This window comes from Roseinatronobacter ekhonensis, from assembly GCF_900499075.1.
Taxonomy (GTDB): Bacteria; Pseudomonadota; Alphaproteobacteria; order Rhodobacterales; family Rhodobacteraceae; genus Roseinatronobacter; species Roseinatronobacter ekhonensis.
Genome location: NZ_UIHC01000004.1, coordinates 32,309 through 55,546, shown reverse-complemented (window position 1 = coordinate 55,546; position 23,238 = coordinate 32,309). Strand labels below are relative to the sequence as shown.

Annotated in this window: 22 protein-coding genes; 13 read left to right on the top strand and 9 right to left on the bottom strand. The window is 63.7% G+C overall.

Features of this window, described 5'->3' with window-relative positions; genetic code table 11:
* Positions 1 to 19: 19 nt before the first annotated feature.
* The 5 genes from ROE7235_RS03045 to deoD form a co-directional block, all read right to left on the bottom strand.
* Positions 20 to 934 (bottom strand): dihydroneopterin aldolase, encoded by a 915-nt coding sequence (locus tag ROE7235_RS03045; RefSeq protein WP_121093194.1) that lies wholly within the window; start codon positions 932 to 934, stop codon positions 20 to 22.
* A gap of 123 nt (positions 935 to 1,057) precedes the next feature.
* Positions 1,058 to 2,122, bottom strand: coding sequence for a cell wall hydrolase (locus ROE7235_RS20500; protein ID WP_245963865.1), 1,065 nt, complete (start codon positions 2,120 to 2,122; stop codon positions 1,058 to 1,060).
* 105 nt (positions 2,123 to 2,227) lie between these two features.
* A complete protein-coding gene (locus ROE7235_RS03035; RefSeq protein WP_121093193.1) occupies positions 2,228 to 4,765 on the bottom strand; it encodes a putative PEP-binding protein in 2,538 nt (845 codons plus the stop codon).
* A 224-nt stretch (positions 4,766 to 4,989) separates the two neighbouring features.
* Positions 4,990 to 5,697 carry a L,D-transpeptidase gene (locus ROE7235_RS03030; protein ID WP_220669532.1) on the bottom strand — a complete coding sequence of 236 codons (708 nt, stop codon included), beginning with the start codon at positions 5,695 to 5,697 and terminating at the stop codon, positions 4,990 to 4,992.
* Positions 5,698 to 5,844: 147 nt separating this feature from the next.
* Positions 5,845 to 6,552 (bottom strand): purine-nucleoside phosphorylase, encoded by a 708-nt coding sequence (gene deoD / locus ROE7235_RS03025; protein ID WP_121093192.1) that lies wholly within the window; start codon positions 6,550 to 6,552, stop codon positions 5,845 to 5,847.
* A 91-nt stretch (positions 6,553 to 6,643) separates the two neighbouring features.
* On the opposite strand from deoD, the gene hisB reads away from it, so the two are divergent.
* From hisB to ROE7235_RS02970, 11 genes are all read left to right on the top strand, one after another.
* Positions 6,644 to 7,231, top strand: a complete 588-nt coding sequence (gene hisB, locus ROE7235_RS03020; RefSeq protein ID WP_121093267.1) for an imidazoleglycerol-phosphate dehydratase HisB — start codon at positions 6,644 to 6,646, stop codon at positions 7,229 to 7,231.
* Positions 7,232 to 7,238: 7 nt separating this feature from the next.
* A complete protein-coding gene (gene hisH / locus ROE7235_RS03015; protein ID WP_121093191.1) occupies positions 7,239 to 7,877 on the top strand; it encodes an imidazole glycerol phosphate synthase subunit HisH in 639 nt (212 codons plus the stop codon).
* 90 nt (positions 7,878 to 7,967) lie between these two features.
* Complete coding sequence (locus tag ROE7235_RS03010) at positions 7,968 to 8,816, top strand: pseudouridine synthase (RefSeq protein WP_121093190.1); 849 nt, start codon at positions 7,968 to 7,970, stop codon at positions 8,814 to 8,816.
* A gap of 193 nt (positions 8,817 to 9,009) precedes the next feature.
* Complete coding sequence (locus tag ROE7235_RS03005; RefSeq protein ID WP_121093189.1) at positions 9,010 to 9,894, top strand: 5-bromo-4-chloroindolyl phosphate hydrolysis family protein; 885 nt, start codon at positions 9,010 to 9,012, stop codon at positions 9,892 to 9,894.
* A 42-nt stretch (positions 9,895 to 9,936) separates the two neighbouring features.
* The gene (locus ROE7235_RS03000; protein ID WP_121093188.1) at positions 9,937 to 11,115 is read left to right on the top strand and encodes a toxic anion resistance protein; all 1,179 of its coding nucleotides are present in this window, start codon (positions 9,937 to 9,939) and stop codon (positions 11,113 to 11,115) included.
* Positions 11,116 to 11,121: 6 nt separating this feature from the next.
* Positions 11,122 to 12,069 (top strand): DUF2927 domain-containing protein, encoded by a 948-nt coding sequence (locus ROE7235_RS02995; protein ID WP_121093187.1) that lies wholly within the window; start codon positions 11,122 to 11,124, stop codon positions 12,067 to 12,069.
* A gap of 39 nt (positions 12,070 to 12,108) precedes the next feature.
* Positions 12,109 to 13,200 carry an SPFH domain-containing protein gene (locus ROE7235_RS02990; RefSeq protein ID WP_121093186.1) on the top strand — a complete coding sequence of 364 codons (1,092 nt, stop codon included), beginning with the start codon at positions 12,109 to 12,111 and terminating at the stop codon, positions 13,198 to 13,200.
* 96 nt (positions 13,201 to 13,296) lie between these two features.
* Positions 13,297 to 14,388: a TFIIB-type zinc ribbon-containing protein gene (locus ROE7235_RS02985; protein ID WP_121093185.1), complete on the top strand. Its 1,092-nt coding sequence runs from the start codon at positions 13,297 to 13,299 to the stop codon at positions 14,386 to 14,388.
* Positions 14,389 to 14,402: 14 nt separating this feature from the next.
* Positions 14,403 to 15,320 (top strand): carbohydrate kinase family protein, encoded by a 918-nt coding sequence (locus tag ROE7235_RS02980; protein ID WP_121093184.1) that lies wholly within the window; start codon positions 14,403 to 14,405, stop codon positions 15,318 to 15,320.
* Between the two features lie 3 nt (positions 15,321 to 15,323).
* Positions 15,324 to 15,770, top strand: a complete 447-nt coding sequence (dtd, locus tag ROE7235_RS02975; protein ID WP_121093183.1) for a D-aminoacyl-tRNA deacylase — start codon at positions 15,324 to 15,326, stop codon at positions 15,768 to 15,770.
* A gap of 85 nt (positions 15,771 to 15,855) precedes the next feature.
* Complete coding sequence (locus ROE7235_RS02970) at positions 15,856 to 16,347, top strand: hypothetical protein (RefSeq protein ID WP_121093182.1); 492 nt, start codon at positions 15,856 to 15,858, stop codon at positions 16,345 to 16,347.
* Positions 16,348 to 16,365: 18 nt separating this feature from the next.
* Here ROE7235_RS02970 and ROE7235_RS20495 read toward each other — a convergent pair whose 3' ends face one another.
* Complete coding sequence (locus tag ROE7235_RS20495; RefSeq protein WP_121093266.1) at positions 16,366 to 18,162, bottom strand: acetate/propionate family kinase; 1,797 nt, start codon at positions 18,160 to 18,162, stop codon at positions 16,366 to 16,368.
* Positions 18,163 to 18,275: 113 nt separating this feature from the next.
* Between ROE7235_RS20495 and ROE7235_RS02960 the strand changes: the two genes are divergently transcribed.
* Complete coding sequence (locus ROE7235_RS02960; protein WP_121093181.1) at positions 18,276 to 19,898, top strand: alpha-D-glucose phosphate-specific phosphoglucomutase; 1,623 nt, start codon at positions 18,276 to 18,278, stop codon at positions 19,896 to 19,898.
* Positions 19,899 to 19,961: 63 nt separating this feature from the next.
* Here ROE7235_RS02960 and ROE7235_RS02955 read toward each other — a convergent pair whose 3' ends face one another.
* Positions 19,962 to 20,414: an iron-sulfur cluster assembly scaffold protein gene (locus ROE7235_RS02955; protein ID WP_121093180.1), complete on the bottom strand. Its 453-nt coding sequence runs from the start codon at positions 20,412 to 20,414 to the stop codon at positions 19,962 to 19,964.
* A 54-nt stretch (positions 20,415 to 20,468) separates the two neighbouring features.
* Between ROE7235_RS02955 and hisI the strand changes: the two genes are divergently transcribed.
* Entirely contained in the window at positions 20,469 to 20,837 is a 369-nt protein-coding gene (gene hisI / locus ROE7235_RS02950; protein ID WP_121093179.1) for a phosphoribosyl-AMP cyclohydrolase, read from the top strand.
* Here the strand turns inward: hisI and gluQRS are convergent.
* Together gluQRS and trmFO are read right to left on the bottom strand one after the other, a co-directional pair.
* The gene (gluQRS, locus tag ROE7235_RS02945; RefSeq protein ID WP_121093178.1) at positions 20,809 to 21,672 is read right to left on the bottom strand and encodes a tRNA glutamyl-Q(34) synthetase GluQRS; all 864 of its coding nucleotides are present in this window, start codon (positions 21,670 to 21,672) and stop codon (positions 20,809 to 20,811) included. The two genes, hisI and gluQRS, sit on opposite strands and share 29 nt — an antisense overlap.
* Positions 21,662 to 23,017, bottom strand: a complete 1,356-nt coding sequence (gene trmFO, locus ROE7235_RS02940) for a methylenetetrahydrofolate--tRNA-(uracil(54)-C(5))-methyltransferase (FADH(2)-oxidizing) TrmFO (protein ID WP_121093177.1) — start codon at positions 23,015 to 23,017, stop codon at positions 21,662 to 21,664. The genes gluQRS and trmFO overlap by 11 nt, the downstream gene beginning before the upstream one ends.
* Positions 23,018 to 23,238: the final 221 nt, after the last annotated feature.

Genomic DNA, 23,238 nt, shown 5'->3' with positions numbered 1-23,238 from the left:
GGCGCAGGCGCAACCCCGCTCAGAAGCGCTCAAGCACCATATGGCTGCCCGGCGGCACAGCCAGACCGCTGGGGGCCAGAAACCGGTCGGCGGCCATATGCTCGGCCAGCCAGAGCGCAAGGGCCGCCCCGTCGCGTGGGCTGCAATCGGGGCTGTCTGTCGAATCGAGGATCAGCTTCGACGGCGCCCAGACAATGGTCTGGCCCTGCTTCATCGCCCAGTCAATCTCGGTGCGGCTGGCCACGACCACGCAACGCGCATCCAGCGCGGCCAGACGCCAAGCATTCTGCTCTATTGCCAACAGGTCTATCCGGCGCTGCACCGCGCGCAGCGCTACTTCGGGCGCGCCCTCTGGCGGCATGCCCACGCACAGGATAACCGGCAATCCGCGTGCTTCCAGCCCGTCCAGCGTGGCCGCTAGCGCCGATCCCGCAATCGTGGCGTTGTCCAGATAAACCACAAGCGGATGCACCGCCTCTTCTTGCCCCGAAGACGTCACCTCTCGCAGCGGCACCGCCGCGCGGGTGCGCACGATTTCCACGCCAAGCGCACCGGGACCGCGATCCAGTTTTTCAACGCGCACAAAGACCCGCATGGCCTGCGGCTCATGAAGAATGCGCGCCGCAACGCGCTCCGCCAGCGTTTCCAGCAGGTTCAGGCGTTCTTCGGCCAGCGCGGCGGCAATCGCTTCTGTTATCCGGTCGTAGGACAGAATGCGGTCGACATCATCCTCCAGCGGTTCGGGATGCGGGCGCAATTCCACCACGACATTGAACCGCAGGCGCTGGCGCACCCCGCGTTCCGCCTGAAACGCACCGATCTCGACCTCTGCCAGATGGTCGCGCAGCGAAATGCGGTCCCGCGGGTCAGCAGGAGCAGACGCCTCGGCGCGGGCTTCGGGATGGGCAAAGGCCAGTCGGATATCGGTGCTCATGCGGTCGGGCTTTCAGCATCTGTCATAGCGGCAGTCTTAACCGCCACGACCGCACCGGCAACATGTGATTACGCCGCATGAGTGCGCCAATGCGACACCGCCGCCCGCCGGGCTGACACCGTTTCAGCCGCGATAGAACAGATGCGCGCCGATTTGGGTGGTCTGGGTAAAGCGGCGCGACCAGGACGGGCTGACCGCCGTGGTGTGGAAGTAAAGCGCGCCGGATGTCAGACCGCGATGCCCGCCATCGGCCATGACCTGCGCGATGCGTTTCGCCAGATCGGCGGCGGACCCATTGCGCAAGGCGTCGGTTTTGCGGTCACAGGCAAAGCTGAACTGGCATCCGCCATAGCGGCCCGCTTTGACGCCCTGAAACACGACGCCGCAAATGCTGTTTGGAAACTTGCGCGACCCGACGCGGTTCAGGATTACTTCTGCCACCGCAAACTGACCTTTCAGCGTTTCGCCCCGCGCTTCGTGGTAAATCGCGGTGGCAAGACAAGCCTCTTGCTCGGACGGAGCGCGCAGGGCGACGCGGCGCAGCCAGTCGCGCGAATACTTTATCGCGCGGCGCGACAGCCCCTCGGGGCGCGCTACAGGCATCAGACTTTTATCCAAGGCGACGAAATCCGGTGTCACGGCATCCGGGGCCGCGATCACACCGCTGGTGGACAGGCTGGGCGCCGCCTGCTCGGGGCGGGCCTTGGGGCGCAGCGTGCCTTCGGGCGCGAAGGCCGAGAGCCACGCGGCGTGCAAACGGCTCAGATCAACCTCTTTCGGGGACGGTGCCGTCATGTCGTCTTGCAACCACATCAGCGCGCCGGGGGCATCGCCGACGGTATAGCCAATATCGGGGCTGTCCAGCCGCACCATGCGCACCACCGGGGCTGCATCGGGGGCAACCTGCGTCATGACGCGTGTGGCCGGATTGGTGTTTGCCATAGAGGCCAATACAAGCGCACTGCGCGCACGGTCGTTCAACGTGGCATCCGCAACAGATGATCCCATGCCGGGCATTGCCGCTAAAAGCGAAATCGTCCAGACGCCGATCAGAGTCGGGGTCCGATACCAGCGCCGCGCCGCCAACGCCCGTGCCGCGTCACGCCCCTTGACCGCACCCAAAGGTGCCGCCCCGAAAACTGCGCGTAAACGCTCGGAGTGCAGATTGTTCAGCAGTCGAAAACCCATACATCATCATGGCGCACCGGATGTGCGCGTCCCGCCCATTTTGTTTGCAGCATCACATTATGTTGAGGGATACCGAAAAACGCGGGAAAAGTCCAGCCCGGTGGCCTAGCCCTGCTCTGCGATGACAAGCTGTGCCGCCGCCAGTCGTGCCACCGGCACCCGGAACGGTGAACAAGAGACGTAATCAAAGCCCAGATCACGGCAAAAACGGATCGCTTCGGGGCTTCCGCCATGCTCGCCACAGATGGACAGCGTCAGATCGTCACGCGACTTGCGACCGCGCGCGGCACCCAAGCGCAGCAGCTCGCCGACCCCGTCCTCGTCTAGGGTATGGAACGGATCTTCGGCAAACACGCCCTGTTGCACATAATCCGACATGAAACGCCCCGCATCATCGCGCGACAGACCATAGGTCATCTGCGTCAGGTCGTTGGTGCCAAAGGATAAAAACGCCGCGTGTTGGGCGATGTCATCGGCGCGCAGCGCCGCACGCGGAGTTTCGACCATAACGCCCAGTTTGTAATCAAAATCAACACCTGCGCGCCCGCGCACCTGCGCGGCACAGGCGTCAATGCGCGATTTAACAAGTTCGACCTCGCGCATGGCAGATACCAGCGGGATCATGATCTCTGGCACGATAGGCGCGCCCCGGCGCGTCACCTCGATCGTGGCCTCGAATATGGCGCGGGCCTGCATTTCGTAGATCTCTGGGATGGTAATTCCAAGCCGCACCCCGCGCATGCCCAGCATGGGGTTGAATTCGGCCAGCGCCTCGGCCCGCCGGGTGATTTCGGACAAGGGTTTGTCCAGCGCATCGGCCAGAAAGCGCATCCCCTCGCGCGAATGCGGCAGGAATTCGTGCAAGGGCGGATCGAACAGCCGGATGCAGACAGGCTGGCCTTGCATAATCTCGAACAGGTCGATGAAATCGGCACGCTGCATGGGCAACAAGCGGTCCAGCGCGTCGCGTCGGTCCTCTGACGTATCCGCAAAGATCATCTCGCGCATCAGCGTCAGGCGGTCTTCCTCGAAGAACATGTGCTCTGTCCGGCACAGCCCGATGCCTTGGGCGCGGAACTCGCGCGCGATCCGCGCGTCGGCGGGGGTGTCGGCATTGGCACGGATGCCGATATCGCGCCGCGCATCCGCCCAGTCCAGCAATGTGGTGAAGCGGTCATCCAGCGCGGGTTCAAGCAGCGCCACCTCGCCTGCCAGTGCCAGCCCGTTCGTGCCGTCAATGGTGATCAGATCGCCCTCTGCCAAGGTATGCCCGTTGGAGCGCAGGATCTTGCGCCGCGCATCAATGGTGATTTGCGATGCGCCCACCACACACGGCACGCCCAATCCGCGCCCGATAACGGCGGCGTGGCTGGTCATGCCGCCGCGTTCGGTCAGCACGGCACTGGCGGCATGCATGCCGCGAATATCTTCCGGCGTGGTCTCGCGCCGGGCCAGAATGCAGGGCTCGTCCCGCGCCGCACTCGCCTGGGCTGCGGCAGAGGTGAATACCAGACGCCCCACAGCCGCACCGGGGCTGGCGGCAATCCCGCGCCCCAGAACGGTCGGGCGGGCCTTGGTATCGACCTGACGATGCAGCAATTCGCCCAATGCCTTCGGCGCGATCCGGCTCAGCGCCTCGTCTCTCAGGATAACACCGTCATTGGCCAGATCGACCACCACGCGGACCGCGGCGCGCGACGACCGCGGCACCGTGACCGCGTCGAGTATCCACAGCTTGCCATCTTCCAGCGTGAATTCGATCTCCATCTCCTCGCGCAGGCGCTTGCGAGCATTCGCGCCGTATTCCAGCAATTGCGCGAAAGCATCGGGGCTTCGCTCTTCCAGCGATGGGCCACGCGCATCCTTGGTCAGGAACAATACCTCGTCGTCCTGGCGCTCGCGGTCAGGCCGAAACCGGCCCATCACCTGCGGAGCACCTGTCGTGGTGTCGATGAAACGGATCATGCCCACGCCACACTCATCCGTCGTGCCGTAGCCCACGCCCATACCACCGGCCATGGCCTGCACGACAAGCCCCAGCCCCGCATCGACCGGGGCGCCCTTGGCCTGCCGCAACAGCCGCGCAGATGTCCCTTCCCACGCGCGCGCCATGGAGCGCAGGACATCGGCCAGTTGTTGCGCAACCGATTGCGGAAACGGGTCTTCCATCTCATCCTCGTAGGCCCGCAGCGCCGCATCGAGCGCCGCACGCGTCGGGACATCGACATCGAACATGTCCGGGTCCAGACGGGCGACATGCTGCGCAAAGGACTGCACAAAACGCAGGTAAAGCGCGGTCGCCACATCTTCACCATGGCTGGCCGACAGCTTTTCGTGCATCGCGTCATTCATCCCGATATTCAGCACTGCCGCCGGCCCGCCCCATTGGGGCAGTTCGGCGCTCGGACGCACCGACAAAAGCTGTCCTTCGGGAAAATGCCCCAGCAAATGCCGCAGGTTCATCTGTGCGCCAGTTGCGATCTCGCGCACCACACCGAATGACAGCGCAATGGTCAGCGGCACCGGCATGTCCAGCCGGACAAGCCGTTGCAGGCACTTGGCCCGCCAGCCATGCGTCTGTCGCTTGATCGGGGCGGAATTGGTGATCAAGGCATAATCGGTGAGGGTGAGGTATTTCGGCATTCTAGCCCCTTTGATGCTGCGCCGCAGGATAGGCGCTCGGGCAAGGAACTCAAGCGAATGTTACGGCAGCGTCACGCCCGCGCTTTAGCCGTTGCGACACCCGACGTCGCAGGGAGCACCACCGTCTGTTCCGTAGATTTCAACAGAAAGCGGTGCCGCGCCCGTGCGCGATCCCGACCCCGGCAGCCATCTTGCACCAAACCCTTTCGGGACCGTTGCGTGTGTCAGATCGTGATGACCCGCGCGCCGTTGGGCACGCGTTCATACAGATCCGCGACGTCCTGATTGATCATGCGAATGCAACCAGAGGACACATATTGCCCGATCAGCCACCATTCCGGCGTGCCGTGAATACGGTAGCCGCGATCCGCACCGCCCGTCAGCAAATACAGCGCGCGCGCGCCCAGCGGGTTACTTGGCCCGCCCGGATAACCGCCCGCATATTCGCGCAGCGCCGGGGTGCGGCGGATCATGTTCGCCGTGGGTGTCCATGTGGGCCAGTGCGCCCGGCGGTAGATCGTGCCCCTGCCGCGCCATGTGAACCCTTCGCGCCCCACGGAAATGCCGTAGCGCAGCGCGTGGCCCTCGCTCAGGATCAGGAACAACTGCCGCTTGCCGTTGTCGATGACAAGGGTGCCCTGCTTGTAAGGACCACTGTAAGGCACGACCTGGCGGTGATGTTCGGGCGCAAGCATGCTGACACCTGCCGCCTGCATCTCGTGCGGGCCATCTGGGCGGGCGGCGTAATTGACCGGCTCTATCCCGAAGCGCGCCGCAACCGCGTTCAACGGCTCAGCCCGGGTTGTGGCGATGGGGCGACCGTCCGCCGTGGTGCGCGTGGTGGTGCCGGATTGCGTGGTGCTCTGGCAACCGGCCAGTGCAATCGCGGATGTCGCAGACGCGATAAACCCGCGCCGAGAGATGAAGTTCATGGTGCAACCTATTGTGGTTGCCTGTTTTTGCCTGCCTCAAGCCGTGGATACCGCGAATCCGACAGATTGATCCAGCGCCGAACGCCCCTGCCTTTCCCGGCACCCGCGCCCTGTGGCGAATGTGCCACCTAGGCCACCCAAGCGCGCCTACTCCTCGAACGCCGCCTTCAGCGCGATTTCGATCATCTGGCCGAAGCTTTGTTCGCGCTCCGAGGCAGGCAATGCGTCGCCGGTCAGCAGGTGATCGGAGATTGTCAGGACCGCCAGCGCCTGTACGCCGTGGCGCGCGGCGAGGGTGTAAAGCTCTGCGGCTTCCATCTCGACACACAGAACGCCATGGCGCTGCATGATCTCGTTCAGATCGGGCCGTTCGTCATAGAACACGTCCGAGGAATAGATGTTGCCGACATGCACTTGTGCGCCGGTATCCTTGGCGGCCTTGTGCGCGGCCAGCAGCAGGTCGAAATCGGCCAGCGGTGCAAGGTTCACTTCGCGCAATATCCCGCGTGAGGGGGTGGAGATCGCCGTGCAGCCCTGCGCCAGTACGATGTCGCGCACCGCGACATCCGGCTGCATCGCACCCGCCGAGCCGACACGGATCAGCCGCTTGGCCCCATAGTCGCGGATCAACTCATTGGCATAGATCGACAGCGACGGCATGCCCATGCCAGAGCCGTGGATCGTGACCCGGTTGCCCCGCCATGTGCCGGTATAGCCCAGCATGCCGCGCACCTCGTTGACGCATTCGGGCGCGTCGAGAAACGTCTGGGCCGCCCATTTCGCGCGCAGGGGATCGCCCGGCATCAGGACGGTTTCGGCAATCTGGCCCGGCTCGGCCCCGATATGGATGGTCATGAAACACTCCTTCTTTGGGCGCATGATTGCCCCCTTCCCCCGCCGCACGCAAGCGCCTATACCCTGCCCCAAGCGACAGACAGGTGACAGCATGCGCAAGGCAGAGATTTCCCGCAAAACCGCAGAAACCGAGATTTCGGTGAGCGTAAATCTGGATGGCACCGGCATCTACGACTGCCAGACCGGCGTCGGCTTCTTTGACCATATGCTGGATCAATTGGCGCGGCATTCGATGATTGATATCACCGTGCGCGCCAAGGGCGATCTGCATATCGACGACCACCACACGGTCGAGGATGTGGGCATCGCCCTTGGTCAGGCGCTGGCGCAGGCTTTGGCGACCAAGCGCGGTATCCGGCGCTACGGCGAATGCCGGCTGGCGATGGATGACGCGCAACTGCTTTGCGCGCTGGACCTGTCGGGGCGGCCCTATCTGGTGTGGAATGTCGAGTTCCCGACACAGAAGATCGGCACGTTCGATACCGAATTGGTCCGCGAGTTCTTTCAGGCGATCAGCACGCATGGCGGCATAACCCTGCATATGGACCGCGTACACGGGATCAACAGCCACCACATTGCCGAAGCGGCCTACAAGGCGCTGGCGCGGGCGCTGCGCATGGCGGTGGAGCCCGACCCACGGCAGGCGGATGCGATCCCGTCCACCAAGGGCGCGTTGTGAGGCCGGCATGCTGACGGTTCTGGTCGATTACGACAGCGGCAACCTGCATTCCGCGCAAAAGGCGTTCGAGCGCATGGCCGCCGAGGTGGATGGCGGCGCTGTGATCGTGTCCTCGCGCCCCGAAGATGTGGCGCGCGCCGACCGCGTTGTGCTGCCGGGCGATGGCGCGTTTCCGGCCTGCCGCCGGGCCTTGGGCGCTGTGGACGGAATGGTCGAGGCGCTGAGCGAGGCCGTGCAGACCCGTGCCGTGCCCTTCATGGGCATTTGTGTCGGCATGCAGATGCTGGCCACGCGGGGCCGCGAATACGAGGATGTCGCGGGGCTGGACTGGATTGGCGGCGAGGTCGTGCGGATCGCGCCCGAAGATACGACACTGAAAGTGCCGCATATGGGCTGGAACGACCTGGTGGTCGCGCGCCCGCACCCGGTGCTGGACGGCGTGAGCACGGGCGATCACGCCTATTTCGTGCATAGCTACCAGTTCGATGTCACAGACACGAATGACCGTTTGGCGCATGTCGCCTATGGCGGCACGGTCACGGCCATCGTGGCGCGCGGCAATGTCCTGGGCACGCAGTTCCACCCCGAGAAATCGCAGGCAACGGGCTTGCGGATCATCGCGAATTTCCTGCGCTGGCGGCCCTGATTGGGCCAGTTTCAGGGGCTTTGCCCCTCTGGGGCCTTTGGCCCCATTCACCCCAGGATATTTGGGCAAGGATGAAAGACAGGTTGTATCATGGCAGATGATGTGAGGCCGGGAGAGCGGATTGCCAAGGTTCTGGCGCGGGCCGGTGTTGCATCGCGGCGCGGCGCCGAGATTATGATCGTCGAGGGGCGCGTTAAGGTTAATGGCCAGGTGATCGACAGCCCTGCGCTGAATGTCGGGCCACGCGACCGTGTGATGGTGGATGGAAAACCCCTGCCCCAGGCAGACCCCACCAAGCTGTGGATGTATCACAAACCATTGGGGCTGGTGACAACCGCCAGCGACGAGCAGGGACGGCCCACGGTATTTGACGCTTTGCCGCCCGAATTGGGGCGGGTGATGTCGGTGGGGCGGCTGGACCTCAATTCCGAAGGCTTGCTGCTGCTGACCAATGACGGCGCGTTGAAGCGGCGGCTGGAACTGCCCAGCACCGGCTGGCTGCGGCGCTACCGGGCGCGGGTGAATGGCACGCCGACCGACGCTGTTCTGGCGCCGCTGCGCAACGGCGCAACTGTCGAGGGCGAGCGGTTCCAGCCGATGGAGGTGTCCATCGACCGCCAGCAAGGCGCCAATGCGTGGCTGACCATCGGCATCCGCGAGGGCCGCAACCGCGAAATCCGCCGCGCGCTGGACCATGTGGGGCTGAGTGTGAACCGGCTGATTCGCGTGAGTTACGGCCCGTTCCAGCTTGGCACCCTGAAACGCGGCGCGGTAGAGCAGGTCAAACCCAAGGTTCTGCGCGAGCAACTGGGAGAGGACGCACCCGACGGGGAGGCAAAGCGCACCGGATCTGCGAAACCCGCAGCCCCGCGCGGCAAACCGAAAGGCCCGCGCCCCGCCCAGACGACACCACGCAAACCGCCGCGCCGCACCAGCTAGCACTGCCCCCACAGCTTTTTCGAGAGCTGGGCCGGGCTTTGTCTTTTAATATGCGCGGCGATCCCATATATCTACGAAGGTATTAGATGGTGAGAAGGCGTTGGGGTCATGACATCGACAGGGTTGCAGAAAACCTCTTATGCGCTGCTGGTGGCCCTGATGCTATACGTCGCGATCATCGGAGGCTGAGGGCATGGGGCAACGGTTTGGCGGGCGCTACAGCCCCGGCGCGGCGGGCGCACATGCCGCTGACATTCCGGCAGTCACGCCTGCAATGGCCCGCAAGCACCCTGTGGGCGCGCGTGTGAACCTGTTATTCGTGCTGCCCTTCGCCTTTGCCCTGCGCGCGTTTTTCAACGACCCGGTCGGGCTGGCGTTGAACCTGGCTGCCTTTGCAGTTCTGATGCTGGCGGCTTGGCTGACGCGCGAGGGGATGCTGGCGCAGGCGGCATATGACGCCCGAAAGGTCGCGCGCCGTCCGGCCATTCCACGCAAGATATTCGGGTCTGTGCTGACGGGCGCGGGGCTTGGGCTGGCCGGGCTTGCCGGTGGCATGGTCGAGGCCGTGATCTTTGGCGTTCTGGGCGCGGGGCTGCATTTTGCCGCCTTTGGCGCGGACCCGCTGCGCAACAAGGGGATGGAGGGGATCGACGCCCACCAGACCGACCGCGCCGCGCGCGCCGTAGAAGATGCCGAAGAAACGCTTTCAGAGATGGCCGATGCGATCCGCCGCGCAGGCGACCGGCAGTTGGTCGACCGTGTCGCTGTCTTTGCCGGAAATATCCGCCCGCTGTTTCGCACTGTGCAGGACGATCCGCGCCAGTTGAACGCCGCCCGCCGTTATCTGGGCGTGTATCTGACCGGCGCGCGCGACGCGACGGTGAAATTTGCAGATTTCTATGCGCGCGGGCGCGACCCGCAGGCGCGCGACGAGTATGAGGCACTGCTGGACGATCTGGAAAGCCAGTTCGCCCTGCGGCGCGAGGCGCTGCTGGAAGACAACCGCACCGATCTGGAAATTGAAATCGAGGTTTTGCGCGAAAGGCTGGACCGCGAAGGATTGCGCCGCGAGGCCTGAGGGCCACGGTATGTAGAGATTAACATCGGGGAAAGGGAACCCATGTCACAGACTATTCGTACCAAGGCCGAAGGGCTGACCAAGGAAATAGACGAGATCGTGGCCCGCCCGCTTGTCGAGCCCGCGAATGCGGTGGTCACGATCGACGAAGCCCCGGAGCCAGAGGTCGCCGCAATCCGCACGCGGATGAGTGAAATCGACATGGGCGAGACATCCAGCATTATCGGGTTCGGCTCTCGCGCGCAGATGGAATTGCAGCAGATCAGCCAGTCCATGCTGGCGGATGTGAAAAACAAGGACCTGGGCCCGGCCGGCGACGGGCTGCGCAGCATGGTGACAACGCTGCGCGGCTTTTCGGTCAGCGAGCTGGACACCCGCCGCAAGCGCAGCTGGTGGGAAAAACTGTTGGGCCGCGCCGCGCCCATCGTGAAATTCCAGGAACGTTACAATAACGTTCAGGACCAGATCGACCGCATCAGCGATAACCTGCTGGAGCATGAGACGACGCTGCTGAAAGACATCAAGTCGCTCGACAAACTGTACGAGAAGACGCTCGATTTCTATCACGAGCTTGCGCTGTACATTGCCGCGGGCGAAGCCAAGCTGAAGGAACTGGACGCGACCGATATTCCGGCCAAGGAAGCCGAGGTCGAGGCAGCACCAGACGCCGACAAGATCCTGAAGGCGCAGGAATTGCGTGATCTGCGCGCCGCGCGGGATGATCTAGAACGCCGCGTGCATGACCTGAAACTGACGCGTCAGGTGACAATGCAATCGCTACCGTCGATCCGGTTGGTGCAGGAAAACGACAAATCGCTGGTCACCAAGATCAACTCGACGCTCGTCAACACCGTACCGCTATGGGAAACCCAGCTTGCGCAGGCACTGACAATCCAGCGGTCGCGCGAGGCAGCGGCTTCGGTGCGGGCAGCCAACGACCTGACCAACGACCTGCTGAACGCCAATGCCGACAACCTGCGCGAAGCCAACCGCGAAGTGCGCGAGGAAATAGAGCGCGGCGTGTTCGATATCGAGGCGGTCAAGAAGGCCAACGAGACACTGATCGCCACCATCGAAGACAGTCTGCAAATTGCCGATGCGGGCCGCGCCAAACGAGCGGCTGCAGAAGAAGAATTGGGCAAGATGGAAGTGGAGCTGCGCAAATCGCTATCCTCTGCGACGGCGCGCGCCAAGTCCGGGGACGTCGCAGAGCAAGGGTAACGTCGGATGCAGGCGAGGGCCAGCAAGAAGGGTGTGACCGGGCTGGCCTGCGCGGCCGTCATGGCGGTTGCGGGGTGTGCGCTGCAAGCGCCCCTTGCAACCGCGCCTGCTCCACCCCCCGACACATCGGCCCAGGCAGAGCAATCGCAGACGCCGCAAAGCGCGGTGGCCACGTATTTCGCAAATGAACAGCAACGCCGGATCACGCAGGGCTTGTTGCGACTGGAGCGTGCGCCCCGCGACCTGCCGGTCAATGCCCGCCTGATAGAGCGCGCCTTTGCCGAAGTCGCCTTGCGCGATGAATACCAGTTTGAGCGCGACAGCATTGTGCAGCGCAGCGATCAAGCGCCCTTGCGCCGCTGGGATGCACCGGTGCGGATCGCACTGGAATTTGGCGACACCACCGCTGCCCCGCAGCGCCAGCGCGATACCCGCGTTGTCAGACAGCTTGCGGCGCGGCTGTCGCGCGTGGCCGACCATCCCGTCACGACCACGGATGAGCGCGGGAATTTCACGGTTCTGGTGCTGGATGAAGGCGAGCGCCGCGCCATTGCGCCGCGTCTGCGTGCTTTGGTGCCGGGGATAGACCGGGCCAGTCAGACGCTGGTGCAGGATCTGCCGCTGAGTGTATCCTGCCTTGTGTTGGCCTTCTCGCGCAGCGGCACCAATGTCTATTCCGACGCGGTGGCGATCATCCGCGCCGAACTGCCGGACCGGACCCGCGACATGTGCTACTCTGAGGAGATCGCCCAAGGGCTGGGGCTAGCCAATGACAGCCCCGTCGCGCGCCCGTCGCTGTTCAATGACAGCGCAGAATTCGCCGTGCTGACGGTGCTGGACGAGCAGCTTCTGCGCGTGCTCTATGACCCGCGCCTGCGCCCCGGCATGACCGCCGAACAGGCCCGCCCCATCGTCCGGCGCATCGCGGCAGAGTTGATCGGCGGGCAGAGTTAGGCAATATTTGCCCCAACATCGGGGCCAAGGAGCAAAGACATGGTTTTCAGTTTCCTGAAGGGTCAGTTCATCGACGTGATCGACTGGACCGACGAGTCCCGCGACACGATGGTGTATCGCTTCGAGCGTTATGGCAACGAGATCAAGTATGGCGCGAAGCTGACGGTGCGCGAGGGGCAGGTCGCGGTGTTCGTGCATGAAGGGCAGTTGGCCGATGTGTTCGGGCCGGGCCTGTATATGTTGGAAACCAACAACATGCCGATCCTGACCAGCTTGCAGCATTGGGATCACGGCTTTTCTTCGCCGTTCAAGTCGGAAATCTATTTCGTCAACACGCGGCGTTTTCCGGGCCTGAAATGGGGCACGCAGAACCCCGTGATGCTGCGCGATCCTGAATTCGGGCCATTGCGGCTGCGCGCGTTCGGGTCGTACACCATGCGGGTGACGGATGCGCCGCGCTTCATGACAGAGATCGTCGGCACCGATGGCGAGTTTACCCAAGATGAGATCGCGGGCCAGATTCGCAATATCGTGGTGCAAAAGGTCAGCCGCGTGCTGGCGGCCAGCGGTATTCCCGCGCTGGACATGGCGGCAAACACCATGGACCTGTCGCGCGTGGTGGCCGAAGCCGTCGCCCCCACGATCAGCGCCTACGGGCTGGAGATGCCGGAGCTGTACATCGAGAACATCTCTCTGCCGTCAGAGGTGGAAAAGGTTCTGGACCAGCGCACCGGCATGGGAATCGTCGGCGATCTGAACAAATACAGCCAGTTTTCCGCCGCACAAGCGATGTCCAAGGCCGCAGAGGCGGGCGATAGCGGCATGGGTCAGGGCTTGGGCGCCGGGATGGGCATGGCGATGGGCATGGGGATGGCGCAGGGCTTTGGCCAGCCCGCACAGGCTGCCGCGCCGCCCCCACCGCCGCCGCCCCCGTCGGAAACCATGTGGCATATCGCCGAGAACGGACAGACCCGTGGGCCCATCCCGCAGAGCCAGCTTGCAGCCCAGATCACGCGCGACACGCTGGTCTGGACCGAAGGGCAAAGCGGCTGGGCCAAGGCGGGCGATGTGCCGGCGTTGCGCAGCCTGTTTTCGGCCATGCCGCCCCCACCCCCGCCGGTCACGATGTGAGAGATGTCCGGTTTTTGAGTATTTCGGGCAAGATGAAGTCGCGGCCGGTTGGCGAAACCGTTCCCGTTCGCGACGCACGCAGCTAGAGCGGGGCCGATGACGGACGCGACGACAGAACATCGCTTCCCCTGCGGGCAATGTGGGGCATCGTTGCGGTTCACACCGGGACAAGGCAGCCTGACCTGCGAATATTGCGGTTTTGCCCAGCCCGTACCGGAAGTGTCCGAGGATGCGCGCGCCGACGCGTTGCAAACGCTGGATCTGCACGCGGCGCTGGCTGAAAAACTGGCCCCGGATGCGATGGAAGAAACCCGTGTGTCGCATTGCGATACATGTGGGGCCGAAGTGCAGTTCGACCCAAATATCCATTCCACCGAATGCCCGTTCTGCGCCAGCCCCGTGGTGGCTGATACCGGCGCGCACCGACATATCAAGCCGCAGGCGCTGCTGCCGTTCAAATTGGGCCAGGATGACGCCCATGCCAAGATGACCAAATGGCTGAAAAGCCTGTGGTTCGCCCCCAACGGGCTGGCGCAATACGCTCGGCAGACCGGAAAGTTGAACGGGCTATACCTGCCCTATTGGGCTTTTGATGCCGACACCCACACCCGCTACAGCGGCCAGCGCGGAACGCATTATTATGTGACCGTGGGCAGCGGCAAGGACAAACGCACCGTGCGGCGGACCCGTTGGACACGCGCCTCTGGCCGCGTGGCCCGGCAGTTCAGCGATGTTCTGGTGGTCGCGAGCGAGTCACTTCCGCGCAAGAACCTGCGCGCGCTGGAACCTTGGACACTGGGCGAGCTGGCCCCCTATGCCACCGACTACCTGTCGGGCTTTCGCGCCGAGGGCTACACCGTCGATCTGGCCCCCGGTTTTGAGATCGGAAAGGAACGTATGGCCGATGTGATTGCGGCGGATATCCGACGCGACATTGGCGGCGACGAGCAGCGCATCGACAGCGTTGACACCGATTATGCCGATGAGCGGTTCAAGCATGTGCTGTTGCCGATCTGGATGGCCGCGTATCGCTACAAAGACAAAAGTTACCGTTTCATCGTCAATGGCCAGTCAGGTCGCGTGCAGGGCGAACGGCCTTATTCGGCATGGAAGATTGCGTTTGCGGTAACATTGGGGCTAGTTTTCGTGGCGGGCGCCTTTTATGTCGCAGAGATGGGCGGATTTTGAAAAGGGGCCAAGCCATGATCCTGTGTTGCGGCGAAGCATTGATTGACATGCTACCGCGCGAAACCGGTGCGGGCGAGGATGCTTTCACCCCCTACCCCGGTGGCGCGGTGTTCAACACGGCCATTGCGCTGGGACGGCTGGGGGTGCGCACGGGGTTCTTCTGCCCGATGTCGGATGACATGTTCGGCCAGCGCCTGCGCGCGGCACTGGATGGGGCGGGCGTGGCGCATGCGCTCTCCCCCGCTGTGGACCGGCCCTGCACGCTGGCCTTCGTGACGTTGACCAACGGACAGGCGCAATACGCTTTCTACGACACCGGCACAGCACTGCGCGAGATGGCGCTGGCCGAATTGCCGGTGCTGGATGACAGCGTGCAGGCGCTGTTCTTTGGCGGTATTTCATTGGTCAGCGACCCTTGTGGCACCGGCTTTGCGACGTTGTGCGCGCATGCGGGCGACCGTGTCGTGATGATGGACCCCAACATCCGCCCCGGCTTTATCCGGGACGAAAGCGGCTATCGCGCGCGATTGGATGCGATGCTGGCGCGGGCCGATATTGTCAAAGTATCCGACGAAGACCTGCACTGGCTGATGGGCACGGGCGAGATTGCCGATCTGGCCGAAGGGCTGCGCACGCGCGGCCCGCGCGTGGTCATCGTGACCGAAGGGGCCAGTGGCGCGCGCGCGTTCCACGCGGGCGGCGTGGCGCATGCCGCGGCAAACCGGGTCGAGGTGGTCGACACCGTCGGCGCGGGCGACACGTTCAATGCGGGCTTTCTGGCTGCACTGGACGACGCAGGGCTTTTGACCCGCGATGCCGTGGCGACGCTGGACGCAGAGGCGCTTCAGACCGCCCTTGCCCTTGGGGCAAAAGCGGCCGCCGTGACGGTCGCGCGGGCGGGCGCTAACCCGCCGACACGGGCAGAATTGTAACCCATGCGCGCGCTGATCCAGCGGGTCGCACAGGCGCGGGTCGAGGTTGATGGCAGCCTTATTGGCCAGACCGGCCCCGGTGCCCTGATACTGATCTGTGCCATGCAGGGCGACACGGTCGTCGATGCCGAAAAGATGGCCGCGAAAATCCATAAGCTGCGCATGTTCCGCGACGGTGCTGGCAAAATGAACCTTGCGCTGAAAGACACCGGCGGCGGCGCATTGGTGGTCAGCCAGTTCACGCTGGCCGCCGATACGCGCAGCGGCAACCGCCCCGGCTTTTCCACCGCCGCGCCGCCCGCCGAGGCGGAACGCCTGTATCTGCATTTCGCGCAAACCCTGCGCGGGTTGGGCGTGGCCGTGGAAACCGGAGAATTCGGGGCAGAGATGGCCGTGCATCTGGTCAATGACGGGCCGGTCACGATCTGGCTGGACAGCGCAGCCCCCTGATTTAGCCAAAAAAACTGATTTCTGATCGAATTTTGCCATTTTTAAGGATGATCTTGCATCGTGATTGCGGTGCGGGATTTTTGCCATGAAACGGAAAAACAATTTCATCCACGACCAATCCGGTGCTGTTACCGTTGATTGGGTCATACTTGGGGCCGCTATTGTCGGGATCGGGATGGCCAGCGTTATCTCTGTTCGCACCGGCACGAATGATCTTGGCGCGGACACACAAGCCGCGCTGAGCGGTGTGGAAGTTGCCTCACTCGGCGAACTTGGCGGTCTTGGAGGCGGCTGGGAATTCACCGGCTTGTTCACAACGCGGGAATGGATCGAGGGGCCGGGCGGTCTTGTAGAACAGATCTCCAACTGGAACCACACGAACGCCCAGCTTCAAAACAACTATGATAATTATGCGCGGGCAGCGCAAAGATATCTGGACCAAGGCAATACCCGCATTGCCGGCTTGATGGTCGACCATATGTATGCGGTCGAACAGGTCATGGCCAATCAGGGCGGGACGGTCAGTTCCGCGTCCGTCTCTGTGCAATCCATGCATGGCACGGTTGCCGCGGCCTAACCGGCTTGCGCCAGCCAGTCAGCCATGCCGCTGGGTGATCTGCACATCGCCCATGATCTCTCCCTCGACCGCGCCGCGAATGCCCGCGGCATTTGCCTCGTCGGTATCTATGTGCATTTCGGTCGTGGCCTTGTCGGACACACGCAGCAGAACATGGGTAAAGGTCAGCCCGCGCGCGGCCCCGTCCAGACTGACATCGACCATATCACCATCCGACAGCCCCCATGCCTGCGCATCGTCGCTGGACATATGGATATGACGCGCAGCAACGATCAGGCCGTTCGTGTCATAAGTTCCAGCAGGCCCGTGCAGCCGGATACGCGCTGCGCCCGACAGATCGCCCGACTGTCGCACCGGCGCATCCACCCCCAGCGCGAAACTGTCGGTGCGCGAAATCTCGGCCTGAGTATGCGAGCGCAAGGGGCCAAGAATGGCGACATGTTCCAGCCGCCCTTTCGGCCCTTCCAGCGAAACCCGTTCTTCCGCGGACCAATGCCCTTTCTGGCGCAAGGGGCGCGCGGGGGTCAGGTCGTATCCGGCCCCGAACAACGCATCGACCGCCACGCGGTCCAGATGCACATGCCGCGCCGACACCGCAACCGGCAAGCGCCGCGCGGGCGCAGGACGCGCCACGCGCAGGGCAGACGCCACCTCTTGCGCGATCATCAACTGCTCAGCAGTCTGCGTGACCAGCACATTTACCCGCGCACCGTACGCCTGAATTTGCGGCGCGGCGCGATGCCCTAGCGCCACGGTCGCATTGCGGTCGTCATCCAGACGCAGCCCCAGAAATTCCAGCCCGTCACAAATGCGCCGCCGCATAGAGGCCGAGTTTTCACCAATGCCGCCGGTAAAGACCAGCGCATCCAGGCCCCCCATCGCCGCCGCATAGGCGCCGACATATTTGCGCGCGCGGTAGGCATACAGGTTGATCGCCAGTTGCGCCGCAGCATCGCCTGCCGCTGCGCGGGCCTCCACCTCGCGCATATCGGCGACGCCCGCCAGCGCCTTCAGGCCACTGTCGCGATAGAGCGCGTCCTCGACCTGCGGCGCGCTCAACTCCATCTCTCTGTGCAGGAACCCGAACAGACCGGGGTCCACATCGCCCGACCGGGTGCCCATGACCAACCCTTCGAGCGGCGTCAGCCCCATCGAGCTGTCAACGGATTGCCCGCCCGCAATGGCGCAGGCGCTAGCCCCGTTGCCCAGATGCAGGCTGACCAGCCGCAACGCGCGCAGCGGGGTTTGCAACGCATCCGCCGCGCGGTGCGCCACATATTTATGCGACGTGCCGTGAAACCCGTAGCGCCGCAGCCCCGCATCGCGCCACGACTGTGGCACGGCATATGTGGTCGCGCGGGCGGGGTTGCTCAGGTGAAAGGCCGTATCGAACACACCCCATTGCGCCACATCGGGCCAGAGGGTTTGCGCCATCTCTACACCGGACAGGTTGGCGGGGTTGTGCAAAGGCGCCAGCGGAGTCAGGGCGCGAATCTGGTCCAGCGTGGCGGGGTCCAGACGTGTCGCGCGGTCAAACCGGTCGCCACCATGGGCAATGCGGTGGGCAATCGCGTCAAAACCGTCCAGCCCCGCTTGGGCCAGCAGCTTTGGCACATACGCGGTGGCCTGCGCCAGATCGCGCGGCGTGGCGCGGGTCTTGGCCATGTCTGCCAGTTTCAGATCGCACCCTTCGGACGAAAACCTGTCCAGCGTGCCGCGCAACCGTTCCTGCGCCCCCGCCAAAGACTGGCCCGACAGGTCGAACACCCCGAATTTCAGCGACGAACTGCCCGCGTTAAACACCAGTATCCGCATAATATGCCCTTCATTGCCAAGTCTTTGCGCCCCAATATTGCAAGAAGACTTCAACAATTTGACATAAAGCCGCAATACGGGATGATAAGAAAAACCAAAACCCCGAGGGCAGTATGATCCAGACCATCCCAACCACGCCGATCGAAGGTCAAAAACCGGGCACATCGGGCCTGCGCAAGAAGACCGCCCAGTTCCGCGCGCTGCGCTACCTGGAAAATTTCGTGCAAAGCATCTGGACGGGGATCGGCGGGGTCGCAGGCAAAACACTGGTGCTGGGCGGCGACGGGCGCGCGTTCAATGTGGACGCCACGCAAACCATTCTGAAAATGGCCGCCGCCAGCGGGGCAGCCAAGGTGATCGTGGGGCAAAACGGACTGCTCTCAACCCCGGCGGCATCGAACCTGATCCGCACGCGCGGCGCGGATGGCGGGATCATCCTGTCGGCCAGCCATAACCCCGGCGGCGACGATGGCGATTTCGGCGTGAAATACAACACCGCCAATGGCGGCCCCGCGCCCGAAAGCGTGACGAATGCGATCTTCAAAGCCAGCGAAGCCGTGACGGAATACCACATCCTCGACAGCGCGGATCTGGACCTTGGCGCACTTGGCACAACCACCTTGGGCGACATGACCGTAGAAGTAGTGGACCCCGTCGCGGATTACGCCACCCTGATGGAGCAGCTTTTCGATTTCGATGCGATCCGCGCGCTGATGACCAGCGGCTTTACCCTGCGCTTTGACGCGATGCACGCGATCACCGGACCTTATGCGCGCGAGATCTTGGTTAACCGACTGGGCGCGCCCGAAAGCGCGGTGATGAACGCGACCCCCCTGCCTGATTTCGGCGGCGGCCACCCCGACCCGAACCCGGTCTGGGCGCATGAACTGATGGGGCTGATGATGGGCGATGATGCGCCCGATTTCGGCGCCGCCTCTGACGGCGATGGCGACCGCAACATGATCGTGGGGCGCGGCACCTACGTCACACCTTCTGATTCGCTGGCGGTGATCGCGGCAAATGCCCATGTCGCACCGGGATATGCACGCGGGCTGGCCGGTGTGGCCCGGTCAATGCCAACAAGCGCGGCGCTGGACCGCGTGGCCCAAGCGCGCGACCTGCCCTGCTACGCCACGCCCACGGGCTGGAAGTTTTTCGGCAACCTGCTGGACGCGGGCCGCGCCACGCTTTGCGGCGAGGAATCTGCGGGCACCGGCTCTGACCATGTGCGCGAGAAAGACGGGCTTTGGGCGGTGCTGATGTGGCTGAACATTCTGGCCGCGAAACGCCTGTCAGTGGCAGAGGTGATGGCCGCGCATTGGGCCGAATTCGGTCGCAACTATTATTCCCGCCACGATTACGAAGGCGTGGACAAGACCGCCGCCGAATCGCTGATTGCGGATTTGCGGGCGCAACTGGACAAGCTGGCAGACCTGCCCGCGGGCCCCTTGGTGGTCAGCGAGGCCGAGGATTTTTCGTATACCGATCCGGTCGACGGGTCCGTGACCGCGGCGCAAGGCATCCAGATCATGTTTGAGGGGGGCGCGCGGCTTGTGCTGCGGCTGTCGGGCACGGGCACCGACGGCGCGACCTTGCGTGTTTACATGGAAAACTTCGAAAGCGCGGATTTCGGGATGGACCCGCAAGCGGCGCTGGTCGATGTGATTGCAGCCGCCGAAGCCCTTGCCGGGATCAAGACCCGGCTGGGACGCGAGACGCCCGATGTCGTGACCTGAGGGGCGTTGCCCCTCTGGGGCCTTTGGCCCCATTCACCCCAGGATATTTGGGCAAGGATGAAATCAGGTCGGGGCGTCTTGGGTCAGGGTCTGGCTGGCCTCCAGCGTCGCATCCAGCGCGAGCAGGATCGACGCGTGGCGGTTGCGATACTCGCGCGCGGGCAAAAGCACTTCATACCCGTCGAACGGGGCATCGGGCACGGGACCATCGGCTGTCAGCATGCTGTGGAGTTGCGCGCGCGCGGTCGCAAGTTCCTCCGCACTGCGCCCGATCACGACCTGCCCTAGGATCGCGGCGGCAGCCTGCCCCAGCGCACAGGCTTTCACCTCTTGCGCAAAACCGGATATCCGACCACCCGCCATGTCCAGATCGACAGTGACGGTCGACCCGCATAGCGGCGAACGGCGCTTGACGCTGGTCTGCGGGGCATCCATCCGCCCCTGATGGGGAATATCGGCCGCAAGCGCCAGAATGCGGGCGGAATAGAGCTTCATCATCTCGGCGTTGTCGCTCATGGCTTTTCCTTGGCGGCGTGGCAGGGTATTGCTGTCTGCAAGAGGACATAGCCCATGAATTTCGATCCGCAAACCCTACGATATGATGAGCGCGGGCTGATTCCGGCCATCGCGCAGGACGCCGAGAACGGCGATGTGCTGATGATGGCGTGGATGAACGCCGACGCGGTCGCGCGCACACTTCAGACGCGCCGTGTAACCTATTGGTCCCGGTCGCGGCAGGCGTTCTGGGTCAAGGGCGAAAGTTCGGGCCATGTGCAGCATCTGGTCGACATGCGCGTGGATTGCGACCGCGACTGCCTGCTGGTGCTGGTGGACCAGACCGGACCGGCCTGCCATACCAACCGGCGATCGTGCTTTTACACCGCCCTGCGGGACGGGGCCGAAGTGGAAATCATGGCGCCGGTGGCAGACCCAGATTAGCGCGAATGCCCGCGGGTGTCGCGCCTTGGTCGCGCAGTGTCGACAGCGCGCGCGCATCATCGCGCTTGGCCAGTCGCTTGCCCGCATCATCACGTATAAGGTCATGATGCCAATAAGTTACGGACGGAAGCTCCAGCAATGCCTGAAGCAGAACATGGATTCCGGTGGCATCGAACAGATCGACGCCACGGGTGATTTCGGTTATGCCTTGGGCCGCATCATCCATGACCACCGACAGGTGGTAGCTAGTCCCCATATCACGGCGCGACAGAACCACATCGCCGACATTGGCGATCATCCAATCCGGGTCGATCCGATGATGCCCACCCCTTAGCGGGCCGTTTTCTGTGAAAGAGAGTTGCCCGACGCGGGCCAGCGCGCGGCGCATGTCCAGACGCAGGGCATCTTGCGCGCCGGCTTCGGCCATGGTGCGACCGCGACAGGCCCCGGGATAGACGAAACCGTCAGGCCCGATCACCGGCGCCCCCTCTTGCGGCGCCGAAAGTGCCGCGCGAATATCGCCGCGCGTGCAGCGACAGGGATACAAAAGCCCGTCCGCCGCCAACCGTTTCAGCGCCGCGCGATGGGCGGCCAGATGGTCGGATTGCCGCCAGACGGGCCCGTGCCAAGTCAGACCAAGCCATGTCAGATCATCAACAATCGCGCGAATATAACTTTCGCGGCACCTTTCGCGGTCGATGTCCTCTATACGCAACAAGAACTTGCCCGATGGCCCTGCCCGTCCCGCGGCGACAAGCGCGGCATAGGCATGGCCCAGATGCAGCGGGCCAGTGGGCGACGGGGCGAAGCGTGTGACCGCGCCCTCAGGCGGCATCGGGGCGCGCCTGCGCGGCCAGCCAGTTGCGGAACGTGGCCTTGGCCCGGTCAGTATACGCCTTGTAGCGTTCGCGCCGTCCGCGCCGCCCACCGCGCGCCTCTATCGGAGGGAACAGCCCGAAATTCACGTTCATCGGCTGAAAAGTCTTGGCCTCTGCGCCCCCGGTAATGTGGTGGATCAGCGCCCCCATCGCGGTGTCACCGGGCGGGGCGGGCACATGGCTGCCCAGCAAGTCCGCCGCCGCCATGCGCCCGGCAAGCAGGCCCATCGCGGCAGATTCGACATATCCTTCGACCCCCGTTATCTGCCCCGCAAACCGTAGGTTCGGACGCTTGCGCAAGCGCAACTGGTCATCCAGCAGGGTCGGTGAATTCAGAAATGTGTTGCGGTGAATGCCGCCAAGGCGCGCAAAAGACGCCTCTTCTAGACCCGGAATTGACTTGAAAACAGAGGCTTGCGCGCCATACTTCATCTTGGTCTGGAACCCCACGATATTGTACAAGGTGCCAAGCGCATTGTCGCGGCGCAATTGCACCACGGCGTAGGGTTTCACGTCCGGCATATGCGGGTTGGTTAGCCCGACGGGTTTCATCGGACCATGGCGCAATGTCTCGCGGCCCCGTTCGGCCATGACCTCGATCGGCAGGCAGCCGTCGAAATAACCGGCGGTTTCACCCTCGTGGAATTCAGTCTTTTCCGCCGCAAGCAGCGCGTCGATAAACGCCTCATACTGATCACGGTCCATCGGACAGTTCAGATAGGCGCGGCGTTGTTCCTCGGTCTCTCCCTTGTCGTAGCGTGACTGGAACCACGCTTTCGACATGTCGATGCTGTCGAAATAAACGATGGGAGCGATGGCGTCGAAGAACGCGAGCGCCTCTGCGCCGGTTTCCGCCGCGATGGCCTGCCCCAAGGCGCCCGATGTCAGCGGCCCGGTGGCGAAAATCCACTGACCCTGATCGGGCAGCGCTGTAACTTCGCCGCGCTGTACGCGAATGCGCGGATGGGCCAGCAGGCGCGCAGTTACATCGGCTGCAAATGCGTCGCGGTCGACGGCCAAAGCCCCGCCCGCAGGCAGGGCATGCGCGTCGGCCATTTCCATGATCAACCCGCCAGCGGCGCGCATTTCCCAATGCAGCAGCCCAACCGCATTATTCTCGTCATCATCCGAGCGGAAAGAGTTGGAACAGACCATCTCCGCCAAATGCTGCGTCTGATGCGCGAACGTGCCCACATCGGGGCGCATTTCGTGGATGACCACGTCCACACCCAGATTGGCAGCCTGCCACGCGGCCTCTGCGCCCGCCATGCCACCACCGACGATGTTCAGAACCTTGTCCATGCGCTACCCTTTCCTGCTTCGCCCCAGATAACCACAGCAAAGAGCTTTGGCAAATGGCCGGATAAAAAATCGCCGCGCATGCGTGGGGGCGCATGGCGGCGAAAGTCAGGTCAGGTCGGGCGCGCAGTCAGACGCCCTCAGGCTCAGGCAATGAGCGGCAGATGAAAGGCGGCAACCACCAGCACGACAAGCGACACGCCGCCGCACAGGTCTTGCAGAAA